This window comes from Streptomyces sp. L2 (assembly GCF_004124325.1).
Lineage (GTDB): Bacteria > Actinomycetota > Actinomycetes > Streptomycetales > Streptomycetaceae > Streptomyces.
In genome coordinates this window covers 204,920-217,381 of sequence record NZ_QBDT01000001.1, presented here as the reverse complement: position 1 = coordinate 217,381, position 12,462 = coordinate 204,920, and the positions used below count along the sequence as shown (strand labels likewise).

The following is a 12,462-nucleotide window of genomic DNA, read 5'->3' as shown; positions in this document are numbered from 1 at the left end:
GGACAGAGGACCGACGGGCACGGGAGCGGAGCGGCATGGCGGACGTGAACGCCTTCTTCGACCGGCTGGACCCCGACATGTGCGTGGTCACGGCCGTCGCCGGCGGGGAACGGGCCGGCTGTCTCGTCGGGTTCGCCTCCCAGTGCTCCATCCACCCGCCGCGGTACACCGTCTGGCTGTCCAAGGAGAACCACACCTACCGGGTGGCCCGCGCCGCACACTGCCTCGCCGTCCACCTGCTCACCCGCGACCAGCGCGCACTCGCCGAGCGGTTCGGCGGCGAGACCGGCGACGAGGTCGACAAGTTCGCGCACCTGGAATGGTCCGAGGGGCACGCGGGCGCGGCCGTGCTCACGGACGCGGCGGCCTGGTTCGTCGGTACGATCCTGCACCGCACCGACGGAGGCGACCACGTCGGATTCGTCCTCGACCCCGTCCAGTGGGGCGAACGCTCCCCAGGCCCCCTGCTCCACCTCTCCGACGCCCTCCCCATCGCCCCGGGCCACCCAGCGGACTGACCAGACCCCCCGCCCCGCGCTCCAAGAGAGGCGCGACCGGCCCGCGCTTCCAAAGAAGGGCCGCGACGATCGCGCCCCAAGGGGCGCGGGGCGGTGACGATGTGCGGCTCCGCCGCGTGGGCGCGCCCAGCCCCCACCGGCCTGCACCGTAAATCAGTCCCGCGGAGCTACACCGGCATCCGAATATCCAGCACGCACACATCGTCCCGCCGCTCGTCCCCCACCATCGCGGCCAGCAGATCCGCCAGCGACGCGTGGACCCCGCCGCACGGGCGGACCGCCTCGGCCAGCCGGGCGAGACCCGCGTCGAGGCCCTCGCCCCGCCGCTCCATCAGCCCGTCGGTGTACAGCAGCAGCCGGTCACCGGGCCGCAGCACCAGTTCCGCCGGCTCGTACAGCGGGGCCGCGCTCGCGCCGAGCAGCATGCCGACGGGACGGTCGAGATAGTGCGGCTCGCCGTCGCGCACCAGCAGCGGCGGCGGATGACCGGCCTGCGCCCAGGCCAGGACGCGGGCCACGGGGTCGTAGCGGGCGAGGACCATGGTCGCGGTGATCTGCCCGTCCCGGGACTGCAGCAGCAGCTGGTTCAGCCGGGCCAGCGCCCCGGTCAGCGAGGAGCCGGTGCTGGCCATGCCCTTGGCGGTGAACCGCAGCTGGGCCATGGTGGCGACGGCGTCCAGGCCGTGCCCGGCGACGTCACCGACCACGAACAGCGCGGCGTCGTCCGCGAGTTGGATCGCGCTGAACCAGTCACCGCCCACATGGATGCCGGACTGGGCGGGCAGGTAGGCCACCTCCACGCGCAGCCCGGCCAGGTGCCTGGGCTTGCTCGGCAGCGGCAGCAGCGCGTGCTGCAACTGCGCGGCGAGTGCCTGCTCGGCCTGCAGCACACCGCGCTGCAGCAGCATCGCCCGTTCGCTCTCCACCAGGGCGAGTTCGGCGCTGCGCTGCGCGGTGAGGTCCTGCACGAAGCCGTGGACCTCGGCCGGGGTGCCGTCCGGTTCCGTCACGGCCTCCGCGACCATCCGCAGATGCCGTAGGCCCTGCGGTGTCCGGATCCGGAACGGGACGTCGAACGGCCGCGCGTGGCGGACGAGTCCGGCGAGCGCGCTGGACAGGGCGCCCGCGTCCTCGGGCTGTGCGAGGTCCGCCATCTCCTCCAGCCGGACCGGGCCGCGCGCCCGGCTGCGGCCGAGGACCCGGTACGTCTCCCGCGACCAGGCGATCTCCTGGGTGAGCAGGTTCCAGTTGGCCCAGCCGAGATTGCCGAGGCGCTGCACGTCGGCCAGCCGCTGCTCCTGCCGCTCCACCGGGTCCTGCCGCAGCCAGGTCACCAGCAGGCCGTCGGACAGGCGCGCCGCCCGCACCGTGTAGGTGGCGGTCACGGGCACCCCGGCCACCTCGTCCTGGTACGCGAACGGCTCGCTCTCGAACGGCGCCCCGGTGGTGAGCGTGTCGAGGTAGCCCTGCCACAGCGGTTCGCCGGCGACGGACGGATAGCTCTCCAGGATGTACCGGCCGACCATGTCCCGCCCGGTCCGGCCGAACACGTCGACCGCGTCGGCGGTGGCGGCGTCGATGCGGTAGTCCTCCACCTCGCCGGCGGCGGAGCGCAGCGGGGCCAGCAGGACCGCCGCGCCCGGCAGCGCGTCGAACACGGCCTGGACGGCGTGGGCGACGTCCCCCGCCGGGCGCTCGGGTGAGGCGTCGAAGGCCCGCAGCCGGCCCGCGCTGAGCCGGGCCACCGCCCGCAGCAGCTCCCGCTCGCGCGGCATGAACGGCCCGCCGTGCCGGCGCAGCACACCGAGGACGACGTTCGCCCGGTTCCCGGCGGTCACCGGGAGCCAGGCCCGGGACAGCCACTGCTCGGGCCGGTCGCCGATGAGGACGTGCTGCCCGTGGTCGGCGCCGGTGTCCTCCAGCCAGCAGGGCTCGCCCACCGTGAGGGCCTCGATCGCGGCGACCTCGCCGAGCGGCGGCACCTGGTGCCACTGGGCGGCGAGGGTCGCGTCGAGGCCGGCGTGACCGATCAGTTCGAGCCCGCCCACGGGCAGCCGCCGGAACAGCATCACCGCGTCGGCACCGGACTGCGGCCCCAGATGCTCCAGCAGCGAACCGGCCAGCTCCTGCGGTGTGCCGACCCGCACGAGGGCCCGTCCGACCCGGCCCAGCACCTCCGCCACGGCGTCGGTGCCGGGCGGGGTGTCCACCGGTGCGGGGGACGGCGCACCCGGCCCGGCCTCGGCCCGCGTCCCGGCCGGCGCCGGCTCCGCCACGTCGACCAGGGCGCCCAGGGTGAGCCAGCACTCCTCCAGCAGCGTGCGGTTGCCGGCCTTCGCGCGCTGCACCAGTTCCTCGTGCGCGGCGTCCGGGGTACAGCCCGTCGTCGCCATCACGGCGCCCTTGGCGCGCTCGATGACGGCCGACGTCGACACCTGGTCCCGCAGCCGGTCCAGCTCCGCGCGCTGGCGCGCCACGACCCGGCCCAGCGCGGTCAGATCCGCGCCGGTCCGAGGGTCCCCACCAGGTGCGGGCTCGGTCGTCACGGGACGAGCATCGCACATCCGGTGCCGTCCGATCACCGGTCCGGCGGACCGGTTCCCACCCGGTCCGGGAGGGCGGCCGGGGCGCGCGCAGGACGGGTGTCCCCGGCGGTGGGGTCAGCGGCCGGTACCGCGCCCGACCAGCGCCTCGGAGACGGCCCGGACGCTGCGCGCGATGTGCTGGAGCTGCATCACCTCGGCGGCGTACATCTTGATCGTGTGCTCGATGACCGACTCGGGCAGACCCAGCACGGGCAGCTCGGCCCGCGCGGTCTGCAGCGCCGTGCGCGCCACCCTGATCTCCTGGTGGACCTGGATCTGCGCGTGCCGGGCCAGGAGCACGGGGTGCCGGATCAGCGCCGGATAGCTGGCGTAGCGCGCCGGGATCAGTTCGCGCAGCCACTTGGCCGCCGAGCGTTCCCAGTCGTAGCTGCCGGGCGTCTTGACCTGGCAAGGCCAGTCGGGGCTGATGCGCGTGGTGGTCAGGGGCATGATCATCGCTTCCGGTGTGCGGCGTCGTAAGGGGTGATCCGACGGTGTTGGCGGCCCCGGTCTAGGGGATGACCGGGGCCGCCACGGGCGCAGCGCCTGGGCGGTGCGCCACCGGACACCCCGTTCGCCTCCGTGGGTAGGGAACGGCGGCTGAGGGTGTCCGTGCGGGGGCCCCGGGCGTCGGGAACCGGCACGGCGAGTGGGCTTGCGTGCGCATGGCGGTCCGTCGGCTTTCTCGGGGCGGTGTGCGAGCGGTGAGTCCGCGGGTGCGGAACGTGCCCGGAGTGAGCCGGGTTCGATCCGTGGAGCAGTATTTATATATGCCGTCCGGTTTGCAAGACGTATGAAAACATTCATGCCTGATCGGGCCGCGAAAGATCCCCGTTCAGGGGTGAACGACCGGAAGATCTGCGGGAGCGCTCCCCGCGTGCGGGAGGATCAGTCCCGGAGGAAGAAGTGGCGCTGCTCGGCGACCTGTTCGTACTTCTCCAGCCGTCCCTGGGTGCGCTCGGGATCGGCGTCGGTCATGGCCTGCAGCAGCGCGGCGGCGAGCACGCCGGGCGCGGCGTAGGAGTCGAAGACGAGGCGGGAGCCGGTGCCCGTGGCGAAGGTGATGTCGGCCTCCTCGGCGAGCGGCCCGAGCGCCAGGTCGGTGATCAGGACGACCTTCAGACCGGCCTCCCGCGCGACCCGCACGGCGGTGAGCGTCTCCTGGGCGTGCCGGGGCATGGCGAAGGCCAGCACCCACGTCCCGCCGGCCTCGCGGGACTGCAGCAGCGCGTCGTAGGCCACGCTGCCGCCCCGGGTCACCAGCCGTACGTCGGGATGGATGCGGCGGGCCGCGTAGCCGAAGTACTCGGCGAGCGACACCGAGATGCGCAGGCCGAGGACCGTCAGCGGGGTGGAGTTCGACAGTTCCCGGCCGACATGGATGACCCGGTCCGGGTCGGCGAAGTCGCGGCGCAGGTTCTCCAGGTTCTCGATCTCGGCGTCGACCGCCGCCTGGAGTTCGTTGGCCCGGTTCACCTCGCCGGGACCGGACAGGGTGCTCAGCGCGATCGACTGCAGGGTCTCCCGCAGCGCCGGGTAGCCGCTGAAGCCGACGGCGGCCGCGAACCGGGTGACGGAGGGCTGGCTGACGCCGACGCGGTCCGCCAGTTCGGTGATCGACAGGAACGCCGCCTCGGTGAGGTGCTCGATCAGGTACTGGGCGATGCGGCGCTGCCCGGGGGACAGCCGCGGCCCGTCGAACAGTTCCCTGAGCCGGGAGGTCGGGGCGGCCTCGGCCTCCGGCACGGTCTTGCCCGAGGTGATCGCTGACGCCTGTGCGCGGGCCTGCTGCGGCGAGGGCACCGGTCCGTCTCCTTTGTCTCCCACGACCACTCAACATAGCTCACCGGCCGTGGTGACCAGGGGTTGTGCGGCCTCGCCTGGGGGCCTGCCCCGGGCCCGCGCAGGGACCGCGGGGGGCCTGCTGACGGCCCGCGACCTGGCATATGACAACACATATGACAACACGTGTTCAGCGGCGGAACAGGGTGATCGAATGACCGACGTCACCGACCGGACGACTGCTGTGGATCAACTCGGCCAGCCTGCCGCGCGCCTTGTCCACCGCCGAGTCGGAGACGACGAGCAGCCCGTGCACGTCGGCCGGCGGCACCTTGCGCGGATCGGCCGCGTGGATGCCGTAGCACGACGGCACACCGCTGCCCTTGTAGACCAGCCACAACCGCTCGCCCCGGTACGGCGGCCGGCGCAGCCGGTCGGCGAGCCGGCCCAGGTCCTGCCCCCAGTCCACGTTGGAGTCGTGCAACCGCAGATACGTCTTCGCCGGCCCGCCGAACGCCTCGTTGGAGTACGGCAGGTAGTACGGGAACGTGAGCAGCGAACTGGCCGCCACGCACGCCACCAGCACCGCCGTCGCGCCCGCCGCCCACCGCGCGCGCAGTCTGGGCACCCCGGCGGCCGCGACGGCGAGGAACATCGGCACGAACACCGCGTACCGCGTGCCGAGGTCCCGGGCACCCGTCATGGCCACGGCCAGCAGCACGGCCGGCGGCACCAGCACGTACGGTGCGGCCGGGCGCAGCCGCCGCACCGCCACCAGCGCCACGGCACCGGCCGCGCCCAGCGCCAGCAGCCCCAGCGGGGTCTTCACCAGCAGCGCCGCCGGCAGGTAGTACCAGCGTGAGCCGGTGTAGAGGTGCCCGAACAGAAAGCCCTGCCACGCGTGGTCCTCCAGGCCGAACTGCACCCGCATCCCCGCCCGGTAGGCGGGCGGCACCGGCAACAGCCCGGTCACCAGGCCGCGCAGCCCGTGCACCGCCGGCACCGGCTCGGCGGGCGTGAACCGCAGCCGCGGGTCGACCACGAGGTAGGACGCCCATACGACGGCAAGCGCTGCCAGCAGCACGACACCCGCGGCGGCGGAACCCCGCAGCAGCAGCCGTCGGCGGGCGCCGCCCCGCTCACCTGCCTCCACCGGGACGGCCCGCACCGCCGACACCGCCGACACCGCCGCGAGGACCATCAGGACCGGGACCGCCGGCAGGGTGTTCATCTTGGTCGCCACCGCCGCGCCCAGCGCCGCCCCCGCGAGGGGCAGGTACCGTCGCGGCCGGCGGCGGGCCCGCCACACCAGCCAGGACGCGGTCAGCACGAACCCGGCGGCCGGCACGTCCAGGGTGGCCAGCGAGCCGTGGGCGATCACATCGGGGGAGAAGGCGTACAGCGCCAGCGCCACCAGGCCGCCCGCCCGCCCCACCAGATCCCCGGCGAACGCGAACACCACCAGCCCGAACAGCAGGGTCAGCACGATCACCGGCAACCGGGCCCACAGCATCAGCCGCCAGGGGTCGTTGCCCGACTCGTACAGCAGATGCCGGCCCACCGCGCCCTGAGTGCCGGTGTACGACGCGTCGTAGTGCGGGCCGGCCACCGCCACCCCGGTGGCGATCAGCAGCTTGCCGAGCGGCGGATGCTCGGGGTTGTAGCGGATCCGGTGCTCGTGCAGATAGTCCGTGGCCGTGGCGACGTACACCGGTTCGTCGATGGTCGGCGTCTGCCGCACGGCCGTGGTGACCATCGCCGCGGCCATCTGCGCCAGCAGCAGCCCCACCAGAAGCGGCACCAGCCACCGCCGCCGGCACAGCACGGCGAACCGGCGCGGCCGGGCCGAGCCGGGAGACGTCGGTGCCGAGCCGGGCGCGGGCGGTGTCACGACGGGGGCGCCGCCGGGGGCCCCGGGACCGAGGACCGAGTGCTGTTCGCGAGCCATCATCCGCCCCGCGGTGACACCGGCCGGCCGGGGGCGGGAGCGGCCGGGAGCCGCGTCATGGCCCCACTGTCGCACCGCTCGCCCCGCCGCGGGATGTCACCGCCGCACGAGTCGTTACCGGCAGACCCTCTGCCGTACACACCGGTACGGCCCGCGACCGGCCGGAGTTCAAGGCCGCCCCTCGTGTGTCAGCGGCCGGGCAGCGCGGTGGCCGGTACGACCAGGCCCGCCCGGGAACGCGTCGCCGCCACCAGCTCGGCGTTGCGCTGGTCGCTGCGCCGCACCCAGGCGACGGCCGCCGCGTGCTCCTTGCCGAACTCCTCGTGCCGGGCCACCAGCCGCCGTACCCGCTCCGCCTCGTCGATCTCGCAGAACCACACCTCGTCCAGGCACGGGCGCACCCGCTCCCACCCGCCCCGCTCCAGCAGCAGGTAGTTCCCCTCGGTCACCACCAGCCGGGCGTCGGGCGGCACCGGGATCGAGCCCGCGACCGGCTGCTCCAGCACCCGCTCGAAACCGGGCGCGTACACGACCTCGTCGGTGTCCTCGCGCAGCCGCCGCAGCAGCGCCGCGTACCCCGCCGGGTCGAACGTGTCCGGGGCGCCCTTGCGGTCCCGGCGGCCCAGCCGGTCCAGCTCCGCGTCGGCCAGGTGGAAGCCGTCCATCGGCACGTACGCCACCCACGGCGGCCCGTCCCCGTTCAGCGCCCGCACCAGGTGCTCGGCCAGGGTCGACTTGCCCGCGCCGGGACTGCCCGCGATGCCGAGGAGCGCGCGGTACGGGCCCCCGGCGAGGGACCGGGCACGGTTCAGGAGGTCGTCGAAGGTCAGCGGCACACCTGAGAGTGTGTCATCGGCCCTCGCCGGCGCCCCCTTCCCCCATGTGGCGCTCACCACCCACTGGAAACCTCCGGGCGGGGAACAGTGGGGGTATGACTCAGCTCGGTCTCCCCGACACCATCTCGGCCTGTCTGTTCGATCTCGACGGGGTCGTCACCAAGACGGCCGTCGTGCACGCGGCGGCCTGGAAGGAGATGTTCGACGCCTTCCTGCGCGACTACCAGGGCGAGCAGGCACGCCCGTTCGACACCGCCGACTACGACGAGTACGTCGACGGCCGGCCCCGCGCCGACGGAGTCCGCGCCTTCCTCGCCTCCCGCGGCATCGAACTACCCGAGGGCACGCCCGACGACTCGCCGGACGCCCGGACCGTGCACGGGCTCGGCAACCGCAAGAACGACCTGCTGCTGGAGAAGATCCGCACCGGCGGCGTGGAGGCCTACGACGGCACCCTGCGCTATCTGGAGGCGGTCCGCGCGGCCGGTCTGCGCACGGCGATCGTCTCCTCCAGCGCCAACTGCCGCGACGTGCTGCGCGCCGTCGGCGCCGAACGCTACTTCGACGTCCGCATCGACGGCGTGGTCGCCGCCGAGCGGAAGCTGCCCGGCAAGCCGCACCCCGACACGTTCCTGGCCGCCGCCCGCGACCTCGGCGTCGAACCGGGCGCTGCGGCGGTCTACGAGGACGCGCTGGCCGGCATGGACGCGGGCCGCGCCGGCGCGTTCGGCTACGTCGTCGGCGTCGACCGGGTCGGCCAGACGGACGCGCTGTACGCGCATGGCGCCGACATCGTCGTCAAGGACCTGGCCGAGCTGGGAGGCAAGCGGTGATCACGCACAAGTCGTACGCCGTCGAGCCGTGGGCCGTGCGCGAGACCGACCTCAGCCTGGACGTCCTCGCCCAGAGCGAGTCGGTGTTCGCCCTGTCCAACGGCCACGTCGGCTGGCGCGGCAACCTCGACGAGGGGGAACCCCACGGCCTGCCCGGCAGCTACCTCAACGGCGTGCACGAGCTGCACCCGCTGCCGTACGCGGAGGCCGGCTACGGCTACCCCGAGTCGGGCCAGACGGTCATCGACGTCACCAACGGCAAGATCCTCCGCCTGCTCGTCGACGACGAACCCTTCGACCTGCGCTACGGCCGTCTCGTCTCCCACGAGCGCGTCCTGGACCTGCGCCGCGGAGTTCTCGAACGCGCCTGCGAGTGGACGTCCCCGGCCGGGTCGACGGTCCGGGTCCGCTCCACCCGGCTGGTCTCGCTCACCCAGCGGGCGGTGGCCGCCGTGGCGTACGAGGTGGAGGCCGTCGACAGCCGCAGCCGGGTGGTCATCCAGTCCGAGCTGGTCGCCAACGAGCAGCTGCCCCAGGCAGGCGGTGACCCGCGCGCGGCCCAGGTGCTGTCGTCGCCGCTGGAACCCGAGGGCCACTTCGCGCTGGGCGAGCGGCTGCGGCTGGTGCACCGCACCCGGCGCAGCGGCCTGAGGGTCGCCGTGGCCGCCGACCACGTCGTCACCGGACCCGAGCGCACCACGACCCGCAGCGAGAGCGGCGACGACGTGGCCCGGCTGACCGTCACCTCCGTGCTGGAGCCGGGACAGACGCTGCGGGTGGAGAAGCTGGTCGCCCACGGCTGGTCCGGCGGCCGTTCGCTGCCCGCGATGGCCGACCAGGTCGACGCCGCGCTCGCGGCCGCCGCCCACGACGGCTGGGAGGGGCTGCTCGCCGACCAGCGGGACTTCCTGGACGACTTCTGGGCCCGCGCGGACGTCGAGGTGGACGGCGCCGAGGACATCCAGCAGGCCGTCCGCTTCGCCCTCTTCCACGTCCTCCAGGCGGGCGCCCGCGCCGAGCGGCGGGCCATCCCCGCCAAGGGGCTGACCGGCTCCGGGTACGACGGGCACGCCTTCTGGGACACCGAGATGTTCGTGCTGCCGCTGCTCACCCACACCTCCCCGCAGTCGGTCTCCGAGGCGCTGCGCTGGCGCCACAACACCCTGGACGCGGCCCGCGACCGGGCGACCCAGCTCGGGCTCGGCGGCGCCGCGTTCCCGTGGCGCACCATCGAGGGCTCGGAAGGGTCGGCGTACTGGCCGGCCGGCACCGCCGCGTTCCATGTGAACGCCGCCATCGCCGACGCCGTCGTCCGCTACGTCACCGCCACCGGGGACACCGGCTTCGAGCGGGAGGTCGGCGTGGAGCTGCTGGTGGAGACCGCCCGGCTGTGGCGGTCCCTCGGCCACCACGACGCGCACGGCGCCTTCCACCTCGACGGCGTCACCGGCCCGGACGAGTACAGCGCGGTCGCCGACGACAACACGTACACCAACCTGATGGCCCGCGCGAACCTGCTCGCCGCCGCCGACGCCGTCGAACGCCACCCGGCGGAAGCGGAGCGGCTGGGCGTCGACGAGGAGGAGAGCGCGGCCTGGCGGGACGCCGCCGAGGCCATGCACCTGCCGTACAACCACGAACTCGGCGTCCACGAACAGCACGCCGGCTTCACCCGCTACCAGCACTGGGACTTCGCCGGCACCCGCCCCGACCAGTACCCGCTGCTGCTGCACTTCCCCTACTTCGACCTCTACCGCAAGCAGGTCGTCAAGCAGGCCGACCTGGTGCTGGCCATGTACACCTGCGGGGCGTTCTTCGACGAGGAGCACGTCGCCCGCAACTTCGCGTACTACGAGCCGCTGACCGTGCGGGACTCCTCGCTCTCGGCGTGCGTGCAGGCCGTCGTGGCCGCCCAGGCCGGGCATCTGCGGCTCGCCTACGACTACACCGCCGAGGCCGCCCTGATGGACCTTCAGGACCTGGAGCACAACACCCGGGACGGGCTGCACATCGCGTCCCTGGCGGGCACCTGGATGGCGCTGGTCGCGGGGTTCGGCGGGATGCGCCACGCCCCCCACGACCCGACGAGCCTGCGGTTCGCGCCGCGCCTGCCCGAGCGGCTGCGGCGCCTCGCCTTCCACCTGCAGTTCCTCGGCAGCCGCCTGCGGGTGGAGATCACCGGGGACACGGCGTCGTACCACCTCCTCGACGGCCCGCCCCTCACCCTCCACCACCACGGGGAGCCCCTGACCCTGACCGCCGACGCGCCCGCCGTCCGCCCCGTCCCCCGCCTCACACCGGGCCCGTCCCCGGCCCAGCCACCCCACCGCGCCCCCAACACGGGCTGAGCCCCGCCGGGAGTCCAACCGGATCCGGCGTGCACGGGCCCGTGCATGGCGGGCACGCGGGACGGGGGCGTGCGCCGGGGCGCCCCGGTTCCGCCGGCATGGCGTGACGCGACGCCTCATCGGTTCCCACGGGCGATGGGCTTCGCACAGGCGCGTGACGGTCGCCCATAACGGCGGACGGTGCCGCGTGCGCCGGGGGGCAGGCCCTGGCGTTACGGGGTGCGGGGGCCGCTGGATCGTGATGACGGGCGGTCGTGTCGAAGGGGGCGACGGCCCCCATGGCGCGCGTCCGGGGCCGGACGGTGGGCTTTGCGGGCCCGAGACGTCAGCTCAGCGCCGTCGACAGGAGCGCGAGGAGGTCGGTCGTGGCGTCGGCGGCGAGGAGGGGCGGGAGGACGCCGAGGGCCAGGACGGCGGCCGCGCCGGCCCACAGGCGCGGCGGCGGGCCGGTCTGCAGCGCCGCGATGCGGCGGGTGACGGTGTGACCGGTGAAGGCCAGGGCGCAGCCGGGGCGGGAGCGGCCCGCGGCCAGCGCGGCGCGGGCCAGCGCGCGGGCGGCGGTCCGCCGGTCGCCGACGTCCGCCGCCGCCTGCTCGTCGGCCCAGCGCTCCACCAGGAACACCATTGCCGAACGCACCGGGGCGAGCAGCGGGTTGGCCGCCGCCGCGAGCGTGGCCGCCGTCACCAGCGCACCGTGACGGTGTGCGAGATGAGCGCGCTCGTGCGCGAGCAGCACCCGCCGCTCGGCCGGCTCCAGCGCGCCCAGCATGGCCGAGGTCGCCAGGATCCTGCCCGGCCGGCCGGGGATCGCGAACGCCTCGGCCACCTCGGACGCGGCGACGATCAGCTCCGTGCCGGCCGGGTGCGCCGCGCACAGGCGGCGCAGCGCCCGCCGGGTGCACCGCTCGGCGCGCACGGCACGGCCCACCCGCCATCCGACGGCGGCCAGCGCCAGACACGCCGCCAGCCCGATGAATTCCGGTACCGGATCGGTCAGCCGGACCCCGTCCTCGCGGGCCTCGCGGACCACCGGCGGGGCGTCCCCGAGCAGCGCCACGCCCAGCAGCACCAGCGACCAGGTGGTGGCCGCCGCGGTCAGCACGGCGGCCGGGGCCAGTACGCGGGCGGCGAGCGCCGGGGCGGCCCGCCGGGCGAGCACCGGGCCGACGGCGGCGAACAGGAAGGACAGCACCAGCGGGGTGTAGACGTCGTACCTCATACGCCGTCCCCGGTCAGCAGGTCGCGCAGCGCCCGCTCCTCCTCCGGGCTCAGACCGGTCACGAACTGCTGGAGCGCGGCGATCGGATCCGGCCCCCGGTCCAGGGCCTCGTGCATCGCTTCGGCGGTCAGCTCCGCCGCGTTCTTCGCCGGCCGGTACGCACCGCGCCGCCCGTCGGCGTCCCGCAGCACCAGCCCCTTGTCGTACAGGCGTTTGAGGATGGTGTGCACCGTGTTGTAGGCGAGCCCGCCGATCTCGGCCTGGATCTCCGCCGGGGTCAGCGGCCGCTCGGTGGCCCAGAGCGCGGCCAGCACCTCGCTCTCCAGCTCCCCGGCGCTGCGCCGCTCCGCCCGGTCCCGGGACCCTGTGCCAGCCATGCCCCCACCTTACAGC

General features: G+C 74.4%; 10 protein-coding genes. 3 read left to right on the top strand and 7 right to left on the bottom strand.

What is annotated here, in order from left to right; genetic code table 11:
- Positions 1-35 precede the first annotated feature (35 nt).
- Positions 36-518: a flavin reductase family protein gene (locus DBP14_RS00925; protein WP_129305146.1), complete on the top strand. Its 483-nt coding sequence runs from the start codon at positions 36-38 to the stop codon at positions 516-518.
- Between the two features lie 167 nt (positions 519-685).
- Here DBP14_RS00925 and DBP14_RS00920 read toward each other — a convergent pair whose 3' ends face one another.
- From DBP14_RS00920 to DBP14_RS00900, 5 genes are all read right to left on the bottom strand, one after another.
- Positions 686-3,064 (bottom strand): SpoIIE family protein phosphatase, encoded by a 2,379-nt coding sequence (locus tag DBP14_RS00920; protein WP_241740754.1) that lies wholly within the window; start codon positions 3,062-3,064, stop codon positions 686-688.
- 114 nt (positions 3,065-3,178) lie between these two features.
- Positions 3,179-3,559, bottom strand: coding sequence for a hypothetical protein (locus DBP14_RS00915; protein WP_129305144.1), 381 nt, complete (start codon positions 3,557-3,559; stop codon positions 3,179-3,181).
- Between the two features lie 432 nt (positions 3,560-3,991).
- On the bottom strand, positions 3,992-4,906 hold the full coding sequence (locus DBP14_RS00910) for a MurR/RpiR family transcriptional regulator (protein WP_164992225.1): 915 nt from the start codon (positions 4,904-4,906) through the stop codon (positions 3,992-3,994).
- A gap of 169 nt (positions 4,907-5,075) precedes the next feature.
- The gene (locus tag DBP14_RS00905) at positions 5,076-6,836 is read right to left on the bottom strand and encodes a phospholipid carrier-dependent glycosyltransferase (protein ID WP_129305142.1); all 1,761 of its coding nucleotides are present in this window, start codon (positions 6,834-6,836) and stop codon (positions 5,076-5,078) included.
- 185 nt (positions 6,837-7,021) lie between these two features.
- The gene (locus DBP14_RS00900; RefSeq protein WP_129305141.1) at positions 7,022-7,669 is read right to left on the bottom strand and encodes a nucleoside/nucleotide kinase family protein; all 648 of its coding nucleotides are present in this window, start codon (positions 7,667-7,669) and stop codon (positions 7,022-7,024) included.
- 95 nt (positions 7,670-7,764) lie between these two features.
- Between DBP14_RS00900 and DBP14_RS00895 the strand changes: the two genes are divergently transcribed.
- Both DBP14_RS00895 and DBP14_RS00890 read left to right on the top strand, forming a co-directional pair.
- Positions 7,765-8,502 (top strand): beta-phosphoglucomutase family hydrolase, encoded by a 738-nt coding sequence (locus DBP14_RS00895; protein WP_129305140.1) that lies wholly within the window; start codon positions 7,765-7,767, stop codon positions 8,500-8,502.
- Entirely contained in the window at positions 8,499-10,850 is a 2,352-nt protein-coding gene (locus tag DBP14_RS00890) for a glycosyl hydrolase family 65 protein (protein ID WP_129305139.1), read from the top strand. The genes DBP14_RS00895 and DBP14_RS00890 overlap by 4 nt, the downstream gene beginning before the upstream one ends.
- Before the next feature lie 325 nt (positions 10,851-11,175).
- Here the strand turns inward: DBP14_RS00890 and DBP14_RS00885 are convergent, their stop codons facing one another.
- Positions 11,176-12,069: a M48 family metalloprotease gene (locus DBP14_RS00885; RefSeq protein ID WP_129305138.1), complete on the bottom strand. Its 894-nt coding sequence runs from the start codon at positions 12,067-12,069 to the stop codon at positions 11,176-11,178.
- Positions 12,066-12,446, bottom strand: a complete 381-nt coding sequence (locus tag DBP14_RS00880; RefSeq protein ID WP_129305137.1) for a BlaI/MecI/CopY family transcriptional regulator — start codon at positions 12,444-12,446, stop codon at positions 12,066-12,068. Before DBP14_RS00880 ends, DBP14_RS00885 begins: the two co-directional genes overlap by 4 nt.
- Positions 12,447-12,462 lie beyond the last annotated feature (16 nt).

Excerpts from the sequence above, each read along its gene's own strand:
- DBP14_RS00925 (WP_129305146.1), top strand. The coding sequence starts at position 36 with ATGGCGGACGTGAACGCCTTCTTCGACCGGCTGGACCCCGACATGTGC.
- DBP14_RS00915 (WP_129305144.1), bottom strand. The coding sequence starts at position 3,559 with ATGATCATGCCCCTGACCACCACGCGCATCAGCCCCGACTGGCCTTGC.
- DBP14_RS00905 (WP_129305142.1), bottom strand. The coding sequence starts at position 6,836 with ATGATGGCTCGCGAACAGCACTCGGTCCTCGGTCCCGGGGCCCCCGGC.
- DBP14_RS00895 (WP_129305140.1), top strand. The coding sequence starts at position 7,765 with ATGACTCAGCTCGGTCTCCCCGACACCATCTCGGCCTGTCTGTTCGAT.
- DBP14_RS00885 (WP_129305138.1), bottom strand. The coding sequence starts at position 12,069 with ATGAGGTACGACGTCTACACCCCGCTGGTGCTGTCCTTCCTGTTCGCC.
- DBP14_RS00880 (WP_129305137.1), bottom strand. The coding sequence starts at position 12,446 with ATGGCTGGCACAGGGTCCCGGGACCGGGCGGAGCGGCGCAGCGCCGGG.